The 20,579-nt window shown below is 56.2% G+C and carries 16 protein-coding genes, 1 pseudogene and 1 riboswitch; of the genes and pseudogenes, 9 read left to right on the top strand and 8 right to left on the bottom strand.

Annotation, left to right across the window (positions count from 1 at the left end):
* Positions 1-12 precede the first annotated feature (12 nt).
* The 5 genes from ligA to gatB all read left to right on the top strand — a co-directional run bounded on the left by ligA (position 13) and on the right by gatB (position 6,981).
* The gene (ligA, locus tag ACN080_RS01000; protein ID WP_419112831.1) at positions 13-2,151 is read left to right on the top strand and encodes an NAD-dependent DNA ligase LigA; all 2,139 of its coding nucleotides are present in this window, start codon (positions 13-15) and stop codon (positions 2,149-2,151) included.
* Positions 2,152-2,680: 529 nt separating this feature from the next.
* Positions 2,681-3,388, top strand: coding sequence for a transglycosylase family protein (locus ACN080_RS01005; protein ID WP_419111329.1), 708 nt, complete (start codon positions 2,681-2,683; stop codon positions 3,386-3,388).
* A 197-nt stretch (positions 3,389-3,585) separates the two neighbouring features.
* The gene (gatC, locus tag ACN080_RS01010) at positions 3,586-3,882 is read left to right on the top strand and encodes an Asp-tRNA(Asn)/Glu-tRNA(Gln) amidotransferase subunit GatC (RefSeq protein ID WP_419112824.1); all 297 of its coding nucleotides are present in this window, start codon (positions 3,586-3,588) and stop codon (positions 3,880-3,882) included.
* Between the two features lie 9 nt (positions 3,883-3,891).
* Complete coding sequence (gatA, locus tag ACN080_RS01015; protein ID WP_419112825.1) at positions 3,892-5,481, top strand: Asp-tRNA(Asn)/Glu-tRNA(Gln) amidotransferase subunit GatA; 1,590 nt, start codon at positions 3,892-3,894, stop codon at positions 5,479-5,481.
* Positions 5,482-6,981 (top strand): Asp-tRNA(Asn)/Glu-tRNA(Gln) amidotransferase subunit GatB, encoded by a 1,500-nt coding sequence (gene gatB / locus ACN080_RS01020; RefSeq protein ID WP_419099816.1) that lies wholly within the window; start codon positions 5,482-5,484, stop codon positions 6,979-6,981.
* A gap of 405 nt (positions 6,982-7,386) precedes the next feature.
* Here gatB and ACN080_RS01025 read toward each other — a convergent pair whose 3' ends face one another.
* The 6 genes from ACN080_RS01025 to ACN080_RS01050 form a co-directional block, all read right to left on the bottom strand.
* The gene (locus ACN080_RS01025; RefSeq protein ID WP_419099815.1) at positions 7,387-8,328 is read right to left on the bottom strand and encodes a hypothetical protein; all 942 of its coding nucleotides are present in this window, start codon (positions 8,326-8,328) and stop codon (positions 7,387-7,389) included.
* A 26-nt stretch (positions 8,329-8,354) separates the two neighbouring features.
* A complete protein-coding gene (locus tag ACN080_RS01030; protein WP_419099814.1) occupies positions 8,355-9,329 on the bottom strand; it encodes a hypothetical protein in 975 nt (324 codons plus the stop codon).
* 40 nt (positions 9,330-9,369) lie between these two features.
* On the bottom strand, positions 9,370-11,538 hold the full coding sequence (locus ACN080_RS01035) for a S9 family peptidase (protein ID WP_419112826.1): 2,169 nt from the start codon (positions 11,536-11,538) through the stop codon (positions 9,370-9,372).
* Positions 11,539-11,835: 297 nt separating this feature from the next.
* Positions 11,836-12,399 carry a hypothetical protein gene (locus ACN080_RS01040; protein WP_419112827.1) on the bottom strand — a complete coding sequence of 188 codons (564 nt, stop codon included), beginning with the start codon at positions 12,397-12,399 and terminating at the stop codon, positions 11,836-11,838.
* Positions 12,400-12,436: 37 nt separating this feature from the next.
* Complete coding sequence (locus tag ACN080_RS01045) at positions 12,437-14,623, bottom strand: alpha/beta hydrolase (RefSeq protein WP_419112828.1); 2,187 nt, start codon at positions 14,621-14,623, stop codon at positions 12,437-12,439.
* Between the two features lie 5 nt (positions 14,624-14,628).
* The gene (locus ACN080_RS01050; RefSeq protein WP_419100240.1) at positions 14,629-14,901 is read right to left on the bottom strand and encodes a hypothetical protein; all 273 of its coding nucleotides are present in this window, start codon (positions 14,899-14,901) and stop codon (positions 14,629-14,631) included.
* 250 nt (positions 14,902-15,151) lie between these two features.
* A riboswitch (SAM riboswitch) is annotated at positions 15,152-15,270 on the top strand.
* A gap of 40 nt (positions 15,271-15,310) precedes the next feature.
* Between ACN080_RS01050 and ACN080_RS01055 the strand changes: the two are divergent.
* Positions 15,311-15,738: pseudogene (locus ACN080_RS01055) on the top strand (PLP-dependent transferase); the annotation flags it as partial.
* 664 nt (positions 15,739-16,402) lie between these two features.
* A complete protein-coding gene (locus tag ACN080_RS01060; RefSeq protein WP_419112829.1) occupies positions 16,403-17,086 on the top strand; it encodes an alpha/beta hydrolase in 684 nt (227 codons plus the stop codon).
* Positions 17,087-17,247: 161 nt separating this feature from the next.
* Here the strand turns inward: ACN080_RS01060 and ACN080_RS01065 are convergent, their stop codons facing one another.
* Positions 17,248-17,466: an RNA-binding S4 domain-containing protein gene (locus ACN080_RS01065; protein ID WP_419100238.1), complete on the bottom strand. Its 219-nt coding sequence runs from the start codon at positions 17,464-17,466 to the stop codon at positions 17,248-17,250.
* 142 nt (positions 17,467-17,608) lie between these two features.
* Here ACN080_RS01065 and ACN080_RS01070 point away from each other — a divergent pair, with 142 nt between their 5' ends.
* Complete coding sequence (locus ACN080_RS01070; protein WP_419112256.1) at positions 17,609-18,991, top strand: glycine--tRNA ligase; 1,383 nt, start codon at positions 17,609-17,611, stop codon at positions 18,989-18,991.
* Positions 18,992-19,278: 287 nt separating this feature from the next.
* Here ACN080_RS01070 and ACN080_RS01075 read toward each other — a convergent pair whose 3' ends face one another.
* On the bottom strand, positions 19,279-19,899 hold the full coding sequence (locus tag ACN080_RS01075; RefSeq protein ID WP_419105030.1) for a GNAT family N-acetyltransferase: 621 nt from the start codon (positions 19,897-19,899) through the stop codon (positions 19,279-19,281).
* 187 nt (positions 19,900-20,086) lie between these two features.
* Here ACN080_RS01075 and ACN080_RS01080 point away from each other — a divergent pair.
* A partial coding sequence (locus ACN080_RS01080; protein WP_419112830.1) for a GNAT family N-acetyltransferase occupies positions 20,087-20,579 on the top strand: 493 nt, incomplete at its 3' end.

The following is a 20,579-nucleotide window of genomic DNA, read 5'->3' on the forward strand; positions in this document are numbered from 1 at the left end:
GAGCGCCAGCAGATTCCCACAGATATTCGTGAGCAGTATGACCAGCTTGTGGACCGGGTGCGTCAGGCGCGTCAAAGCTACTATGTGAACGATGCTCCTACCATCTCCGATGCTGCCTACGATACCCTCTACCGGGACCTTGAGAAGCTGGAAGCCCAGTATCCTGAGCTGGTAGCTAACGACTCACCGACCCAAGAGGTGGGAGGCGAAGCTTCAGCCGCCTTCGCCCCGGTAACCCACCTGGCCCGTATGTACTCTCTGGAAGATGTTTTCTCACTAGAAGAGTTGGGCGCTTGGTTGGACCGCGCTGAGGCTAATGCTCAGCAGATGACCGGGAAGACCCCGGCTTGGCTGACCGAGCTGAAAATTGATGGTCTGGCTGTCAACCTGCTCTACCGTCGGGGCAAGCTGGTTCGTGCCGCTACTCGCGGCGACGGTACCACGGGCGAAGACGTCACCCACAACGTACTGACTATCGCTTCTATCCCCACCCAATTAGCGGGGCAGGGCCACCCCGAAGAGCTGGAGATTCGCGGTGAGGTCTTTATTTCCTCGGCTGACTTCCGTTCATTGAATGAGCAGATGATTGCCCAGGGCAAGGCGCCGTTTGCTAATCCCCGCAATGCGGCGGCTGGTTCGCTACGTCAAAAAGATGCGGCCTTGACCGCCGAGCGCCCCCTGAGCATGTTTGTGCACGGTATTGGCTCGCGCACCGGGCTTGATATCAGCACCCAGTACGAGACCTACGACCAGCTCAAAGCCTGGGGTCTGCCGGTGAGCCCCTACTCCCAGCTGCTGACTGGCAGGGCCGAGATTCTCGATTTCATTGCCCAGTACGGCGATCAGCGCCACTCTCTGGTGCACGAGATTGATGGCATCGTCATTAAGGTCAATGATTTTTTTACCCAGGAGCGCCTGGGCTATACCTCACGGGTGCCTCGCTGGGCCGTTGCCTATAAGTATCCACCGGAGGAAGTCAACACCAAGCTACTTGATATTCGGGTCAACGTTGGGCGCACCGGGCGCGTCACTCCTTACGGTGTAATGGAGCCGGTAAAGGTTGCAGGCTCTACCGTTGAGATGGCTACCCTGCATAACCAGGATGTGGTGAAAGCTAAGGGGGTTCTGGTTGGCGATACCGTTGTACTGCGCAAGGCTGGGGATGTCATCCCCGAAATCGTAGGCCCCGTTGTTGCGCTACGTGACGGTAGTGAGCGGGAGTTCGTGATGCCCACAGACTGCCCCTCATGTGGTCAGCCTCTTGCCCCGGCTAAGGACGGGGACGTCGATATTCGCTGTCTCAATGCTCGTTCATGCCCGGCTCAGCTAACCGAGCGCGTTAACCACCTGGCCGGGCGCGGTGCTTTTGATATTGAAGCCCTGGGGTACGAGGCCGCTCGAGCTTTGACCAGTCCTGCCGCCCCTGCCCAGGCACCACTGGTATCTGAAGCCTTCCTTTTTGACCTCACCGCCGAAGACTTAGCTGATGTTCGGATTGAGCGAGAGAAGAAGGTCAAGGGTGTTGCTACCGGTGCTACCGAACTTGTGCCTTATTTCTACACCCGTGGCACCGCCAAAAAGCCGAGCGCTCCCACTCGCAATACTGAAAAGCTCTTCGAGCAGCTTGAAAAGGCCAAGAATCAGCCCTTGTGGAGGGTATTGGTTGCACTCTCTATCCGCCATGTTGGGCCCACTGCGGCTCGTGCCCTGGCCACAGAGTTCGGTTCAATGGATGCTATCAGGGCGGCCAGTGAAGAAGAGTTGGCGCATGTAGATGGGGTAGGGGCAATTATTGCTCGTTCCCTCATGGAATGGTTTGGTGAGGACTGGCATCTAGAGATCCTTGAGCGTTGGGCTGCTGCTGGGGTCCGCATGGAGGACGAACGAGACACCGCAATTGAGAGGACGCTGGAGGGCCTGACTATAGTGGTCACCGGTACTCTAGAGGGCTTTACCCGCGATAGCGCAAAGGAAGCGATTATCATTCGTGGTGGCAAGGCATCTGGATCGATTTCTAAGAAGACAAGTTACCTGGTGGCAGGGGCTTCAGCTGGCTCTAAGCTGGATAAGGCTGAACAGCTTGGTGTCCCTGTGTTGGACGAGGCTGGGTTCCGTGCGCTTCTGGCGGGTGCAAGCGAACCTACCCACTAGAGGGTAATTACAGAAAGGTCACAGGGTTTTTGGACCTTGTGACCTTTTTGTGACCTAGAACCACCTGCCAGGCTAGGGGTTGAAAATTTTTTTGAGAAATTAAAAGAACCTTCTAACCTGTCTAAAAAATGCTTGTCCCGCTCTTAGCCTCCCAGATACAAAACCTATATATCCCCAAAAATCAGGGATTTTTTAAGGTGTGAAGGGTGATACAAGCCTGTCTTTAAGTGTGTGTATCGCACCCTCCAGAGGCGATGGGGGTCGCGCCCTTTGACTGTGTTGTGTCTCAAATTGGGGTTGGCAAAGCTGAAATCGTTACGTTATCGTTATCTACGAATCAATAAACGATTGTCCGAATGGGCGGTCAATAGTTCACGGTGGAAGCCGTGAACGCATGCTGGGCTGTACCGCACACCTGATGCCGTCTACAGGGTATAGCCTCAACTGATCCCACTACGATTACGGGTAGACGGCAATGCGAAGACGTCCAGGGATGGAAAGAGCATAAGGTGGCCTCACGGAGCATTACATGTCTTCCAATATTCGTCGTTCAGCAGCAGTACTGGCAATCGGTGGCGCAGCAGCCGCATCTCTGGCAGCTACCCCCGCAGCAAACGCTGCCCCCCTCGAAGCTTGGGAAGCTCTGGCTCAGTGTGAGTCAGGCGGTAACTGGTCAATCAATACCGGTAACGGCTTCTACGGTGGTCTGCAGTTCACCCCTTCATCCTGGGCAGCAGCAGGTGGCTCCGGTAGCCCCCAGTTTGCTTCAAAGGCAGAGCAGATTCGTGTAGCTGAAAACCTCCTGCAGATGCAGGGCTGGGGCGCCTGGCCTGCATGTTCATCTCGCTTGAACCTCTACGCCTACGGCACCGGTAGCGCACCCGCAGCCGTTGCTGAGACTCCTGCAGTGGCAGCACAGTCAACCACCGTAACCGAAGTTGTTGCTCCTGTTGTTGAGGCAGCTCCCGTTGTTGAAGCAGCACCTGTCGTTGAAGCTGCACCTGTTGTTGAGGCAGCTCCCGTTGTTGAAGCAGCACCTGTCGTTGAAGCAGCTCCCGTTGTTGAGGCTGCACCCGCAGGTCAGACCTACACCGTTGTTGCCGGTGACACCCTTTCCGCTATCGCCTACGCTCACGGCTTCAACGGCTGGGACGAGCTGGTAGCAGCTAACTCCGACCTCATCAAGGACGCAAACGTCATTGAAATCGGTTGGGTACTGAACATCCCCGCTAAGTAAGACCTCAACTCTTAGCTTCAAGCGGTTATAAAACCTGTAGCTGTGGCCTACACCCTAGGGTGTAGGCCACAGCTTTTTCTGCGCTCTCCATGGTCGTGGGTTTCTTAGCTCCTGGGTAAGGGCGGGAAAATCGTGTTAAGCAGGCAAGCGGGCTAAGATAGACCATGAAAACCTCTATCTAAAATGTGGAAGTGATTATGTCTGTAATTACGAGTGAGCAGGTAGCGCACCTAGCTACCCTGGCTCATATCGAGATGACTGACGAGGAACTAGCTGCCATGGCCGCTGAACTCGACATCATCGTTGAATCCGTTAAATCTGTTTCTGATGCTGTCTCTGACGATATCCCGGCAACCAGCCACCCGATTCCGCTCAAGAACGTCTTCCGCGAAGACCTTGTAGGGGAGACCCTGCGCGCTGATGAAGCTCTCTCCGGCGCCCCCGACGCTGAGGACGGCAAGTTCAAGGTGCCCGCTATTTTGGACGAAGATTAAGGAGCAGGCATGACTGACATTATTAAACTGTCCGCAGCCGAAATTGCTGAAAAGCTTGCCGCTGGTGAGCTGACCTCAGTTGAGGTGACCCAGGCCTACCTGGAGCATATCCTTGCTACCGATGGTCAGGCGCTTGACCCCGATAACCGGGCCGCTGGCAAGAGCGGCCTGAACGCTTTCTTGCACCTGAACTCTGAGGAAGCTTTGGCTGTTGCTCGGAGCGTTGACCAAGACCGTGCCGCTGGTAAGGAACTGCCTGCCCTGGCCGGTGTCCCTATCGCCGTGAAGGATCTGATTGTCACCAAGGGTCAGCCCACCACTGCCGCCTCCCGCATGCTTGAGGGCTGGATAAGCCCTTACGACGGTACCGTTACCCAGAAGCTCCGCCAAGCGCGCATGCCTATTCTGGGTAAGACCAATCTCGATGAATTTGCGATGGGTTCCACCACCGAGCACTCCGCCTTTGGCGTAACCCGCAACCCCTGGGCACTGGATCGCATTCCCGGCGGCTCAGGCGGCGGCTCAGCCGTTGCCGTTGCGGCTTTCCAGGCTCCTTTGGCCCTGGGGACCGACACAGGTGGTTCAATCCGTCAGCCTGCGGCTCTTACCGGCTCCGTCGGTGTCAAGCCCACCTACGGCTCAGTCTCCCGCTACGGTGTCATTGCTATGGCCTCATCTCTGGATCAGGTAGGCCCCTGTGCTCGCACCGTCCTTGATACCGCGCTACTGCACGAGGTCATCGGTGGGCATGACCCCAAGGACTCCACTTCACTGCCCGTTCAGGTCCCTGCTTACGCTCAGGCAGCCCGTGAAGGTGCCGCTGAGGGTGGCATCAAGGGTCTGCGCGTAGGCGTCATCAAGGAACTGACCGGCGAGGGCTTCCAAGCCGGTGTCATGGCTCGCTTCAATGAGTCACTGGAACTTCTCAAAGAAGCCGGAGCCGAAATCGTTGAGGTGTCCCTGCCCTCCGTCAGGGAAGCAATCGGTGCCTACTACCTGATTATGGCTTCGGAGGTTTCTTCAAACCTGGCTAAGTATGACGGCGTTCGTTTTGGCCTGCGTAAGCTGCCCGAAGAAGGCAACATTACCATCGAGCGCGTCATGGCTGCTTCTCGTGCAGCAGGCTTTGGTGCCGAGGCTAAGCGCCGCATCATTCTGGGTACCTACGCACTCTCTGCCGGCTACTACGATGCCTACTATGGCTCAGCCCAGAAGGTTCGCACCCTGATTCAGCGCGATTACGCTAAGGCTTTTGAGCTTGCAGATGTACTGATCAGCCCCACCGCTCCCACCACCGCCTACAAGCTGGGTGAGAAGACCAAGGGCGACCCCATGGCTATGTACAAGGGCGATATCGCTACCGTGCCCACCAACCTAGCCGGTGTTCCTTCGCTGTCTCTGCCTGCCGGTCTAGCAGATGAAGACGGCCTGCCCGTGGGTATCCAGTTCACCGCTCCTGCCCATGAGGACGCCCGTCTCTACCGCGCAGGTGCAGGCCTGGAAGCCCTGCTTGTCGCTCAATGGGGTGGCTACCTGCACGAGCAGTTACCCGATACTGAAACCCTAATCCGTGACTTCGACTTCGAGGGAGCTAAGTAAATGTCTGACGAAATCCTGTCGTTTGAAGAAGCCATGGAGAAGTACGACCCCGTACTTGGCTTTGAGGTGCACGTAGAGCTCAACACCAAAACCAAGATGTTTGACGCGGCCCCCAACGAGTTCGGTGACACCCCCAACACCAACATCACCCCTGTTTCGCTGGGGTTGCCCGGTGTTCTTCCGGTGGTCAATGGCAAGGCTGTTGAATCCGCGATTAAGCTGGGTCTGGCTCTGGGCTGCGAAATCGCTCCTATCTCACATTTCGCGCGGAAGAACTACTTCTACCCCGATACCCCCAAGAACTTCCAGACCTCCCAATACGATGAGCCCATCGCCGCCAACGGGTCACTGGATGTCGAGCTGGAAGATGGCACCGTCTTTACCATTGAGATTGAACGTGCCCACATGGAAGAGGACGCCGGTAAGCTGACCCACAAGGGTGGTAGCGCTGGCCGTATCCAGGGCGCTGACTTCTCACTGGTGGATTACAACCGTGCCGGTGTTCCGCTCATTGAGATTGTGACCCGCCCCATTGTGGGTGCCGGTGAGCGTGCGCCCGAGCTGGCCCGCGCCTACGTTGCGGCAATCCGTGAAATCGTCAAAAACCTGGGTATCTCCGATGCCAAGATGGAACGCGGTAACGTGCGCTGTGATGCCAACGTCTCGCTCATGCCTAAGGGCACCACCGAGTTCGGTACCCGCTCAGAAACCAAGAACGTGAACTCACTGCGTTCCGTTGAGCGTGCTGTCCGCTACGAGATTCAGCGCCACGCGGCTGTTCTTGAGGCAGGGGAGAAGGTCGTTCAGGAGACCCGTCACTGGCACGAGGACACCCGCGAAACCACATCGGGTCGCCCCAAGTCCGATGCTGACGATTACCGCTACTTCCCGGAGCCCGATTTGGTTCCCGTCGTTACCGACAGTGAATGGATTGAGCGCCTGCGTGCAGAGCTACCCGAGCCTCCTGCCGAGCGCCGTCGCCGTCTGAAGGCTGACTGGGGTTTCTCGGACGAGGAGTTCCGCGACGTAGTAAACGCCGGTGCTATGGACGCTATCGAGGAAACCGTAGCTGCTGGTGCTCCCGCCTCCGTTGCTCGTAAGTGGTGGATGGGCGAAATCGCTCGTATCGCCAAGGAAGGTGAAGTTGAACTGACGGAAACCGGTGTGACTGCCCAGACCGTTGTCGAGCTAAATAAGCTGGTTGAAGCTCAGAAGATTAACGACAAGATTGCCCGCCAGGTACTTGGCTTTGTCATTGACGGTGAAGGCCAACCCGCTGAAATCGTCGAGAAGCGCGGCCTTGCTGTTGTTTCTGACGATGGGGCGCTGACCGCCGCTATCGACGATGCTCTGGCAGCTATGCCCGATGTTGCCGATAAGATTCGGGCCGGCAAGATTCAGGCTGTTGGCGCTATCGTTGGCCAGGTCATGAAAGCAACCCGGGGGCAGGCAGATGCCGGACGTGTGCGCGAGCTGATTTTAGAAAAACTGGCTGTATAAAAGCCTCTACGGGGGGCCTCAATAGCAAACAGCCCACCTGCTAGCAGGTGGGCTGTTTGACTCGCACCATTTATACCCTAGGGGCATCATCTTGACCTTTCGGGCCAAGAGCTGGGCTTGAAAAACAAGCCCTAGAGATTCAGGAGCTATATCGCACCAAAACTACCTGAATCAGTGACCGGGTGGGTTCCGCCCTTAGGAGAGCCAGATCTCTGGGGGGAGAGATCCTACTGGCCAGCATGCCTGCAGATATGAGGTGAGCACCTGCGGTTTGTCAGGCTGGTTAGAGCCCTCCTGGCTGGCTGAGTAACCCCTCAAGAGGGCCTCAGCCGTTTTACCTCAACCGGTGCTTTGATTCTATAAGTGCCCATGTCGTTCTTATGTAGCACCGGGAAAAGGCAGCTGCTAGCGCCATCGAACCACCAGATAGTCGTCGCTGAGTAGGGGGATAAAACAGGACGAGTAGTCCTCCACTGTTTCATGGATTAAAGTTGTGTCTGCTTTGGACCCGCGACCCTCCAGTAGAATTTCGATGTCTTTTTTCTGTCCTCCCGTCTCAACCCGGATCCCGGTGGAATGAACGCGCGTCGCTAAGGGGAAGTGGATTTTTCGGAATCCCTCGGAATCGGCAGGAGCCTGGATAAGGACAGAAAACCTGAGCATAAAGGTTTGCAGGGGTGGTATGTACTGCATGGGAGTAAAAACCCACTCCGGGCCACCCTCTAGCCTGCTGAGTAAGAAGTTGCTCTCTCGGACGGTGACTGTGCTAGTAGCTGAAAGCGGTAGCAGTAAGGCCGAGCAACCGGTCTCTAGGCTCAGGAGCTTGGCGTTGATATGAGCCATGACATGGTCTTCCCCATCCTGATCTGAGGGGGCTAAATCAACTCTGGTGAAGGAACTGACGATAGATGCCTGGGGGACCACTCTGAGCATTCCGAGCATCTCATCCGTTTCGATCCCAGTGGTCAGTACTTCATGGAGGTTAGCGCTGGCGGAGGGGCTGAAACTGAAGGTTTCGGTGAAAAGATTGAGGGTGTCAAGACTGATATGCTCCCCGCGAATAGCGCGGCTGACCCGGTCTTTATAGCGGTTGCTGGAGCAGTCTTGACCATAATAGTGTTTGCAATGGGCGGCGATGGCCCTGGATATGGCCCTGACTGAGAGAGTCTGGGAGGGCGGATCGCCATCTGAAGCGGTGTGCTTAGACCAGATAGCGCGGTTGCTTGCAGAGAGTAGTTCCTGGCGCAGAATCGCGCTGGCTAGTTTGACCGACTGGTCACGAAAGGAATGGGGCGCCGGTAGCTGGGCACCCTCGTCCAGGGAAGGAAAATCAGGATTATGATTCATGACTAGAGTGACTTTCTCTCAAAGCCTTAAGAATCTGAGTGGGAGTGCTCCCACTGGTAGGCAACAATGGTGTCCTGAATAATGGGTAGGGACAGGGAATGATAGGACTGGTCGGGCAGGCTAGAAGAATCAATCAATTCGGATTCATCGATGGTGGGTCCCCAGATTTTTTTGACCATGTTCTTCAGGGGTGCCTGTCCATCAATCACTAAGGTGAAATTGTAACGGGCCTTTTCAAAAGGCCCCAGGGTGATGCAATTTTGGTTATCTATGAGCTGATCTTCAGAGGGGTCGATATCGATTCGATACCGTACCTGGTGGATCTGTTCCTTGCGGATGGGGCTAGGAGGCTGGATAACCAATTCCCACAGGGTGTTATCCTCCCCGTGGGGTTTGATCTTCTCCGGCGCCTGGGTCACCTGTAGCTGACCCCCCTCCAGCAGATTAAAATCAGCCTGAGGGGCCTCAAAGCGGGGTAGGATACGGGTGACATGATCCCTGTCAGCTTGGATCACTTCTGTAATGTCGATGCTGGTTAAAAGGCCCTCCCTATCCGTATGGCAGATCATGATAGTGGACAAAGAAGTATAGTCTGAACGTGCTCTTTCTAGGGCATCTGGTGGCTCTTCCTCATCTGCCGAGGTAGTGGATATAGCCCTGCGAGAGAAGGTATCTGCCGAAAGGGCTTGGCGTAGCTCCTGGCGCTCTGAGAGAGTGAAACCAAAAGCGGACGCAAAGAGCTGAAGCGTTGAATCGGAGGGTAGATAGCCCGTGAGTGCGCGTGATACGCGGTCCTTAAGCGATTCTACTGATACCTCTGTGCCAGTCTCGTCAGAGAGATGATAGGCGATGAAGGTGGCTACAGCTCTTTGGTTGACCAAAGAGCCCCTTTGCCTCTGAGCATAGGGCATCCACTGAGCCCGGTAAGCAGGTTTACTGAGAATGGAGAGTAAGACCTCCTGAGTGATGCTCAGAGGGACCTTTGAAATATTGTTTGTCATAGTCGTAACTTATGCAAGGGGCCGTCCGGCCTGTGTCCGCTCAGTCTTGAGCACCTAACTTTTGTAGTAAGAAGGCATAGTCCCAGGCGATTTCTTTCCAGGCGGTATAGCGCCCCGAACCGCCACCGTGACCGCCCTCCATCTCAATCTTCAGGAGAGGCGTGGGGGAGTCCTGTGCAATGGTGTGCCTAAGAGCGGCAACCCACTTGGCTGGCTCCACATAGAAAACTCGGGTGTCATTGAGCGAGGTGACCGCTGCAATGGCGGGGTAGCGAACCGGGCGGATATTTTCGTAGGGGCTGTAGGACTTCATGTACTCATAGACCTCACGGTCGGTTATGGGGTTGCCCCACTCCTCCCACTCCAGGGACGATAGCGGCAGGTTAGGATCAAGAATGGTGGTCAGAGCATCCACAAAGGGTACCTGTGCAAGACAAGCGGCGTACTTCTCGGGAGCCATGTTCACCACCGCACCCATCAGTAGACCACCGGCAGAACCGCCCATAATTCCGATGCGGGAGGCATCAACCCAGGGCTGCTGTGCCAAAAAGTCGGTAGCAGCAATGAAATCGGTAAAGGTGTTCTTCTTAGCCAGTTTCTTGCCCTCGGTGTACCAGGCGCGGCCCAGCTCCCCGCCACCTCGAACATGGGCAACAACGAAAACGACGTTTCGGTCCAGCACGCTCAGGCGGGCCGTTGAGAAATAGGGGTCCATGGAGGACTCGTAGGAGCCGTAGCCGTACTGAATCACAGGGTGTCCCTGACTCCGATCCAGGTCAGCGCGGTGCATGACAGACAGAGGAATCATAGCCCCGTCCTCAGCTGGTGCCCACATGCGGTAGGCCGTGTACTGCTCTGGCAGGTAGCCAAGGACCGGGGTCTGCCGGCGCAAAATGAGCTCATCGCTGTCCGGGAAATAATCGTAGACGCTATTGGGGGTTAGATAGGAAGTGTAGTTCAGCCGTATCACCGGGGACATGATATTGACCCCCGAAAAGGCCGAGGTATAAAGCTCATCGGTAAAACCGCCCGGCTCATAGAGCTCTATTCCCTGAGCATGCGGGTTTGCAATTTGCTCTGCTAGAGCACTCCGAGGGGCAATAAAGACCTTGACCGTGGTGTTCTCACGTGCCATAACCACCCAGTGGTTACGGGAGAACTTGAAGCTCTCAATCCTGACATCGGAACTGTGCGGCATCAGAGGAATCCAGCCCGCCCGGAAGTCCTCAAAAGCAAGATACCGGTCATGCAGGGGAGCAAGAACAACCTCACCGTTAGGAGCCTGGTAATTGTGCCCCAGTACCAGGTAGCCGGTTCCGTTGACATCGATAATGTCGGTGGTGTGCTCAAGCCCAGCATCCCGGTGCAGGATGAGGGTGGGCTCAAGCTGGCCCAGCTCGTGAATGTTAATAATGCGAGTCTCTGAGTATTCAGAATTTGAGGACGTAATCACAAGGTGGGTGCGGGATGAGGACATGTTCGCGCTTAGCCACATACCGGGGTCGTCCTCGCGGTAGAGCACAATGTCCTGCTCCGGGCTGGTGCCCAGCGCATGAGCGCGAATCTCATAGGGCCGCCAGGACTCATCAGCCACTGAGTAGATCAGGTGGCTTGCGCCGGAGGCAAAGAAAGCACCGGCAAAGATGTTCTCCAAAGTTTCGGGGAGGAAGTCACCGGTCTCCAGATTCTTAAAGTACTGGGTGTAGCGTTCATCGCCGGAGTCATCAACACCGAAAGTCAAAAGGGTGCCGTCACGGGTGACCTGAAAAGAGCCCAGTGAGAAGAAAGCCATATCGCGGGCGAAGTCGTTACAGTCCAGAACGACCTGCTCCCCGTCAAGAGGCTGGCCGGGCTGAACGACCGGTGGCTCGTAGCGCTCCGCCAGGCTGCCCTCGGTCTGAGCGGGAACCCGGCACATAATCGGGTACTGCTGACCGGCGACGGTGCGATTGAAGTACCACCAGGCCCCCCTGCGCGAAGGCACCGACATGTCGGTTTGCTGGGTGCGGCCCTTGATTTCTTCAAAAATAGCGTCACGTAGGGGCTGTTGGTCGGCTGTCGCGGCCTCAGTGTAAGCGTTTTCTGCCTTCAGATAGTCCAGTACCTGCTGGCTTTCTTTATCGCGGAGCCACTCGTAGTGGTCGATAAAAGTATCACCGTGGTGGGTACGTTCAAGTGGGGTACGTTGGGCAAGAGGGGGCACGGGCATGCTCGGTCACCTTTCAGCCGGATCTGTGGGTGTGTGCTACAGGGCAGGTAGGGCTACCCGGTCAGGGTAGAAAATGCCTACCAACTTTCTAGTAATTTGGTGGAACCAAATATCCTGAGTGTACGCAGTCTATAGCTTTTTTGCGACCAATGAGACTCTTTTATCTAGTGGGACCAGAGATTTCTCAGTTACATAAGTTATATAGCGGTAGATACTAAAGAGTTTGAGCCAAGCCATATTACGGAATTTATGGGCAAGTTACCTTTACGCTGCGGTGGTGGGTGTTTTCATGGGTGTTTAGTAGCCCTTGTCGGTGGGGGCGTTCCAGTCGAGGGGTTCTTTGCGTTGGAGGACGTCGTTGCAGACGGTGTCGAAGGTGTACATTTCGCCGTATTGGGAGGCCATGTAGGTGATTTCGCCGCCGGTGGGGGTGGTGGCCATGATGCTGATGCCGTTGCCTGCGGGTCGGAAGTATTTGGGTTGGAGGTTTTGGGTTTTCCAGTAGGTGTAGACCTTGTCTATTTTTTCTTGGTATTGCTGGGGGGTGAGGTCTTGGCTGGTGTTGAGCATCACAGACAGATTGAGTTTGTCTTTTCCGCAGGAGCCGATGGGGTAGGAGTTGTGGAGGTAGTCGGGGGTGTAGGTGCGTTTGCTGGGGTAGGTGTAGAGGGTGGGTTCTGTGCCGGTGGCGGTGATGGTGCCTTGGGTGAGGGTTTTGAATTCTTGTTCGATGGTGGTGGCGTTGGCTGTGGGGTTTGTGGTGGGGTTGGGTTGGGTGTTGCCACCACCGCAAGCGGTCAGAGCACCGAGCGAGGCCATAGAAATTACCAGAACCTTTCCTAGAGACGATTTAAAATACATTAGACTGTAGCTTCCTTCCTAGCCCCGGGCGGGGGCTCTAGACAGGGGAGGGGACAAAGGTCAGAACCTGGTCGCCGGTCATAGAAGACTGTGCCTTCCTAACCTTTTGCATAATTTCAGGGCGTACCCGCCCATTTTCATCGCAGTCAGCAGCAGTAACTGGAACTAACCGTAAACTATCGCCCTCACCCTCATAGTAGTAGGGCTTATAGAGTTTCAGATCCAAGTCTTCGGTGTAGCCCAGTGCCGCTCTCGCACCGTAGACCAGGCTCGAGGTTTGCTTGTGAGCGTAGCCCTGATTGTCGCCGTCAATGTTGAAGCCGTGCATATCAACATCCTCCAGGTAGTAACCATCGGCGGATATACCTTCAGTGGATTGGAAACGCTGGGCATCAGCAACAGCATAGGGGAGCAGACGATTTTCTTTCGAGATTAGCGATGAATCTAAGAGCCAGCCCGGCAGGTAGCCTCCGAGGGCTGTCCAGTCCTCCATTGAGTCGGTAAAGAAAATCTTTTGTCTGCCCTTGGCATCACGCTCCACATTCCAGCCCTCGGCTGAATTGGCATCGTAAATGCTCTCAATACCCAGACCGGCTGATCCATACATGACGATATTATCAACCTTGGTCTCTGAGACCTGCATGGCCTCGGCGGTAGTAGTTGTACCGTAGGAGTGGGCAATCACCGATATATGCGCATCACTATAGAGACCGTCTTTTTCACAGGTAACCGCCGTGGACTTAGTAACATTCAGCCCGTCAATAAAACCGGCTAGGTTTTGGCCGCCCTGTTCGGCCAGGTAGATATCGGTCACCATCTTTGACTGGGTAAAGGTCTTGCCACCCAAAAGCTGTCTGCCTTCTTCATCGAGATGAGGGGGAGTCTCGTAACCGATCCAGAGAACAACAGCAAGCTTGGGGTCGTTAGTGCCATGGAGTTGTTCTGCTCTATATTGTTCCTGGTAAATGTTAACGCCTGTTCCAGTTAGTTCAACCATGCTACCGGCCACATTATTGGTCATACCGGGGACCACCACGGTTACCTTATCGGCATCATCCACCGAGCCCAAGGAAACCGAAGCCAGCACATTGTTATAGTCATAGCCGTCCTCGTTCTCCGGCTTAATATTGGAGAGGTCGAGGCTGGTAACGTACCGGGGGATTCCGTCATCTCCCGTGGTCGCTGCTGCGAGCAGGTTTTCCAGAGCTTTTCTGGTGGCTTCATCAGTATTCGGGTCTTCTGCTACTGTTTTCGCTAACTTACGGTTAGCCTGATCCCTGACCGTGTACGGTACCCCGTCCATATTCCCCACAATCCCCGGGGCGGCAATAGTGAAAGCCTTTTGCTGGTTTTCATCCAACTGCGCCCACCAGGCCTTATAGGCCTCCGCCCGATCAATGTTGCTACCTTGCATCTGCAAAGGAAAACGGGCGAACTCCGGGTGAGCCGCAAAATACTCATTAATCTGCTGGGGTGTCAGCTGACTCAGCGCATCCAATAGCTGAGGCTGAAACTCATCGGATGCAGCAGCGGTTTCGAAAGCAAGAGTCAGAGCCTGAGCATCAAAACCCAGGAAGAAAGAAAGAACCTCATCAGCAGACGAGAAAGGAGCCAGCCCAGAAGCACCAGAAGACCGATCCACAAAGATGCCACCAATACCCGAAATATTGTATCCATTAACGGCGGTTGCTGACCGGGACGTGTATTGCTCCCGAATCTCATCAACCACAGCCTGCTGGGTAGCAATGCAAGCATTTGCCTCTGAGATGTCCTGGCGAAGAGAAAAAATCATTGAACCGCTTAGATCAGCGGACAACCGCCCCAGTGCGGAAGTGAGGGAATGACGTTCATAAAAGCGGAGTTTATCCTGAGCTTCTTCCTTGTGAATTTGGGCCTGTCGAGCTACCGAAAGAGCCGCGTCAGCCTTTTCCTGCATCTCTCGTAGGTTCTTCTGCCAGTCAGTCAGAACATCGTGAACTCGCTGAAACTCACCGGAGATTTTCTCACACATCGTGGCGCCCAGCTCAAAGGTATGCTCAATTTTGGTGATGCGGTTACTCCTACCGTCAATACACCTACCGCGGTTTAAAACTTTTCTAATAGCATCAATCTCGGTTTTGCGGGTAGACCAGTGGTTAATGGTCGCTTGCCAAGAATCAGGATCACCAGGGCAAGGGTCGCCACCTGTCAGAGGAGACCAATCCGATGGACGTGAACCCATCATGCCACCTACCCTTCTGCCCCATCGGCAATCTTAAAGGCATCGTATGCTGCCTGTGCACCATCCTGCGCATTCTGGAAAGATTCTGCAGCGTCAGAAAGCAAAGAGCTCTCCTGCCCTCCCAGGGCCGCGGCGTGATGTTCAGCCACAGGGTCGTGTGCACTCGCCGGGGTAGGAGCCTTGCTTTCCAAAAAGCCCTCAAAAGACTCCTTAGTTGCCTTGAAAGTATCAATCAGAGTCTGGAGCGTGCTGTATTCAAACTCAAGAACAGGTACGGGCATGAGGCTCCTTAACCTACGGTGGGAATAATACCTTGTGAACATTGTAGCCAGTTATTCTTCTGGGTCACCTTTCTTACCCCGGGGGGTTACCCATAAGTAACCCAAAGTGGGGGCAGGGCAGCCCGTATCAGAGCCTCGGCGGGCAACCCTGCCCGCCCCCCCATCGTAACTTACGCAATAAACAGACACATGAAGACTTTTTAAAACAGCATCTTGACCAACGACCGTTCGAAAGGGAAAACTAAAAGCAGGTCATGAGAGCCAGCGCTAAGCCCCAGCTAGCTGGCCGGCAACCCTCCACTCGCGGTGGGGTGCCCTGGGTGAAGACCTGGCACACCTCACCGAGAACCGGGTGTGCAAGCGCGGGACCGATGTGCCTCACTAACTCACCCGAGGGCATCAGAACCTTTACCCCCTCTTCAACCAGCCCGATCAGGGCTACCAGGGCCTGGTCTACGCCCGCGACCTGGGCAAGGACGGTGCCTTTGGGGTCAACCTCTCCTACATCCTCAAAGCCCGCGTGGCTCTGCTGCGTGACCTGGGTTCCTCCATCGCACCCACCAACGCCTTCAACATCGCTATCGGCCTGGAAACCCTCTCACTGCGCGTCGAACGCCACGTAGAGAATGCCCGCAAGGTGGCAGACTACCTGCAGGCGCACCCGGCAGTAGAGTCCGTGACTTACTCCGGCCTAAAAACCTCCCCTACTACACCCTGGCGCAGAAGTACCTACCCAAGGGCGCCGGTGCCATCGTTGACTTCACCCTCAAAGACGCTGATTCCGCTACCGCCCAGAGGTTCGTGGACTCCCTGGCCCTGGCCCGCCGGATCGCCCACACCACCTACCGCTGCGCCGCCGAACTAAACTTTCGTTTTGGCCGCGATGCCCAGGAGCAACAGAACATTCTCCACTGCCTACCGGCTGACCGTGGCCGCTACCAGGTAGAGAACTATCTGGACTACCACGGCCAGAAACTGACCGCACGGTTTGACGCTAACTCTTATCTAGCTATCAATGAAGCCCTGCTCTCTCACGACCTTGGCCGTGACAGGAGCGGGCTGCTGAGAGCACTGGCGCTTTCTACCTGCCACTGGACCATTGCCTACGTTGACTCAGATAGGCTCTTCTTCCCCTCCGACTCCCACATTATGGCCGCATCACTACCGCAACCGGTTGAGCCTGAGGTCATTCACTCACCCTGCCGGTACGACGGGTTCCTGATTGAACACGAGCAACTCGAACGCATCCTTGCCCGCAGTCTTGAAGCCCAGGACGCCGCTGACAGGCTAGGGTCAGTAACCCACAAAAAGCACCTGTGGGCGGTAGCCTAAAGTAAGCTCCGCCGGTGATAAATTGGGTACGAAAAGACCGAGGCAAGCTCCGCAAGCTACCCCTAGAACTCAACAGCTAATCGCAGCAGCTGGCAAAATTCGCCTGGCGGGGTAGGTTGCTTACGCTTCACCCATAAGCCGGACTTACAGACTCACCGAGGAGCGTGTCATGAGTCAGCATGTTGCTGAGTATTCAAAAGCCGAGCCCTTCCGCCGGGGAACCCACCTGGTCGTCCTCTTGCACGGCTACGGCTCCCACGAACAAGACCTCATGGGCCTGGTCAACCACCTGCCCCAAGAGGGCATCACCTACGCCTCAGTACGGGCACCCCAGCCGGTAGGCTACGCCCTGCCCGCCGACGCCAAGGACGCCTTCATTGGCGCACCCGCCGTGGGCTACCAGTGGTGGCCCCTCAACCAACAACTAGAAACCGTAGGGTTCCGTGCCATCGAACTGGCCGTGGACTACGTCCTGGAATGGCTAGAACCCCTTGCCGCCAACTACCGCAGCCTCAACCTGCTTGGCTTCTCCCAGGGTATGGCCATAGCAACCAGCATTGCCCGCCACCGGCCCGACCTGGTGCGCACTGTGATTGGGCTGTCCGGCTATGTGGTCGACGGGGGAGAGGGCTACTTCAAAGATGCCGAGCTCACCGCTCAACCTCTACCACTGTTCTGGGGCCGGGACGAAGCTGACCCCATCATCACTGCCGAAAAGGTCAGCTTCACCCAAGAATGGGTCAAAGACCACACCAGCCTCACCGACTACCTCTACGCGGGCATCGGCCACGGGATTGCCCCCAGCGAACTAGCGCACATGAGCACCTTTATCCGCGAGAACATCTTGAACTAAAGAGAAAACCGGCGGGCTGAATCATGCCAAACAGCCCGCCAGTACTAGGGCACAAAAGAGCAAAGCCTAGGCTGAGGCCCTTGGCTCAGCACCCTAGCGACCAACTGGCTCGGGGCTGGCGTTAAGGGTCTTGGCCGCTAGGGTGCTGAGTTCACGCTTACCTAGTCGTGCGCCACCTGCACCGTGACCCCATTGAGAGTCACCCTATCCCCAGCATGCAACTGGCGGCCACGCTGCTCACAAATATCACCGTTCACCTTAACAAGGCCGTCCCGGATCACCTCACGGGCATGAACCCCGTTCTCCACCAGGTTCGCCAGCTTCAAAAACTGGCCCAGCCGAATCATCTCATCACGAATAAACACAGACTCAATACTCATAGCCTCCAGTCTAGCGACCAGTTGGTTCCCCGCCTTCAACCGGTGCGGTAGGCTTAAAGGCAGTGTGCCCAACCGGGCACCGCCCCCACAATCCAAGCACGCCACAACCGGTGGCGCAGGCTCACAGGAGAAACCAAAAAACATGGCACCGAAGTCACAACTTGATAACGTCATCTCACTGGCAAAACGACGCGGATTCGTCTTCCAAGCAGGTGAAATCTACGGCGGCTCCCGCTCCGCATGGGACTACGGCCCGCTCGGTGCCGAACTCAAAGAAAACATCCGCCAGCAGTGGTGGCAGACCTTCGTCCGCGGCCGCGCAGACATGGTCGGCCTCGACTCCTCCATCATCCTGCCTAAGGCGGTCTGGGAAGCCTCCGGCCACGTCGCCACCTTCACCGACCCCCTAGTTGAGTGCCTGTCCTGTCACTCCCGGCACCGCCAAGACCACCTCATCGAAGCTTTCGTTGAGAAGAAGGGCCGCCAGCCCGAAAACGGCATGGACGACATCACCTGCCCCAAATGCGGCAACAAGGGGCAGTGGACCGAACCCCAAAACTTCTCCGGCCTCATGAAAACCTACCTGGGCCCCGTTGACAACGAAGAGGGCCTGCACTTCATGCGCCCCGAAACCGCCCAAGGCATCTTCGTCAACTTCAACAACGTCGTCACCGCTGCCCGCAAACGCCCGCCCTTCGGTATCGGCCAGATCGGTAAAGCCTTCCGCAACGAAATTACCCCCGGCAACTTCATCTTCCGAACCCGCGAGTTCGAACAGATGGAAATCGAATACTTCGTCCACCCCGACGACGCACCCAAATACTACGACCAGTGGATCGAAGACTGCTGGAACTGGTTCGTAGACCTCGGCATCAACCCCGACAACATGCGCAAATTCGATGTACCCGCCGAAGACCGCGCCCACTACTCCGCAGGCACTATGGACCTAGAATACCGCTTCGGTTTCCAGGGCGGCGAATGGGGCGAACTCATGGGCGTAGCCAACCGCACCAACTACGACCTGGGCGTCCACAACGAACACTCCAACGCTAAACTCGAATACTTCGACCAGGGCACCGGCGAACGCTACGTCCCCTACGTCATCGAGCCCTCCTTTGGCCTGACCCGCTCCATGATGGCCTTCCTCGTAGACTCCTATGTAGAAGACGAAGCCCCCAACACCAAGGGTGGCGTAGACAAGCGCACCGTCCTTAAGCTCGACCCGCGACTGGCGCCTGTCAAGGCCGCCGTCCTGCCCCTGTCCAAGAAGGAAGACCTGGTTCCTACCGCCAAGAAACTGGCCGATGAGCTACGCCGCAACTGGAACATCGACTATGACGACGCCGGTGCAATCGGCCGCCGCTACCGCCGCCAGGATGAAATCGGCACACCTTTCTGCATCACCGTGGACTTTGACACTCTAGAAGACCAGGCTGTCACTATCCGCGAGCGCGACACCATGACCCAGGAGCGCGTCTCACTGGACCAGGTCACCGCCTACCTTGCAGCCAAGCTGACCAAGTAAGTCTGGTTCTCTGGGACCTTGCTGTTTCTGGCAATACCCTTAACACCAGCCTTAAACAGGTCACCGCTCTTCGGCAACACCCTTAAGGCCAGCCCCGCCAGTTGCCAGAGAGCGGTGCCGTCTTCGGTCGGAAATGGCCCTTAAGGCCAGCTCCGAGCCAGTTGCCGAGGTAACGGTAGTGCATTTGGCCCGGAGTACCAGCAAAATCAGGCCAAAAAAAGCCGCCCGCCCCTGTTACCAGGAACGGGCGGCTTTTGCCTTATAAGACACTAGCTAGGGGCATGAACCTAAACTTCTACGGACGCGTAGTTCACATTCAGGTGACCGCTCATAGAACGATTGGCCTCCCAGTCGCTCCGCAGGACCGACTTGATCACAGCGTCGTGGTAGGTGCCATCAATGAAGAATGCCTGGCGGCGGCGCCCCTCCGGAATAAAACCGCAGGAGGTATAAACGTGGCGGGCACGCTGATTGAAATCGACAACCTCCAGCTCAATTCGGTTCAAATCTAGGTGCTCAAAGCCGTAATCCACCATCAGTTTGGTTGCCTGAGTACCGTAACCCCGGTTCTGCCCCGCTGAGCTGATGCAAATACGGTAATTGACGGACCTGCTGGTCGCATTGTATTCATTGAAGACAACCTCACCCACGTAACGGTTCAGGGCCGGGGCAAAAACAGCCAAATCAAGACGGTTATCTTTTGTATTCCTCAGTGCATACCAGTCACGGGTTGCCTGCTCATCAGCATCAGTGCCACCAATGAGTCGGGAATGCGCCGAAGCCGTCTTACGCAAAGCATCGGGCTCACGCAGAATCTCAATCATGGCATCGATAGCAGAATCGTCAAAAGGGCGTAACTGAACTAAAGAGCCGGTCAGGGTCGGCTTGTGAGAAAAAAGGGATGTCATGGAACCACACTAAGCGATAGAGTCAAATAAACTTTAAGCTCTCCTAGTCTAGCGGGTGAAGAGAAGGTTACAGGGCGGAGCTTGCTCACATTCGGGCGCCCACCCCGCCTCAGTGGCAGGCAGGGAAGCCCTAGGGGGCGTTAGAGTAGAGGGGTAGACCCCGCTAAGAGCCAAGGACAAGAACCCCGTGGACAAGACCACCCCCACTGCACCAGAGACCAAGACCCCCCTACCCGTTGGCTACACCCTACGCCCCTGGCGCACCGGCGACGACATGGAAATGCTCCAATACTGGCAGGACCCCGAAAACCGCCAGGTCGCAGCCTTCCGCTCATCCTTCTCTCCTGATACAGAGGCGCCCTTTAGCCGCACCCTGGTTGCTGAACACCAGGGGGTTCCAGTCGCCGCAGGTACCATCTACGAAACCGACCTGCACCCACAGCGACTCTGGGCCTACCTGGAAGTAGCACCCGACCATCGCCGAACCGGCCTCGGCAACCACCTAATCGCCGCCCTCAAACACGCTGCCCAGGCAGCCCCCAGTGGTGTCAGCGCCTTCCGCACCAAGGTAGAACCGGCTTCTAGCGGCCTAGAATTTGCTCAGGCCCAGGGCTTTGAAGTTATCCAGCGCTCGCGGATGGTCCGCATTGAAGCTGGTACTGTTCCACCGGTGCCCCTGC

The sequence above is a fragment of the Rothia sp. CCM 9416 genome, assembly GCF_048513535.1.
Classification (GTDB): domain Bacteria; phylum Actinomycetota; class Actinomycetes; order Actinomycetales; family Micrococcaceae; genus Rothia.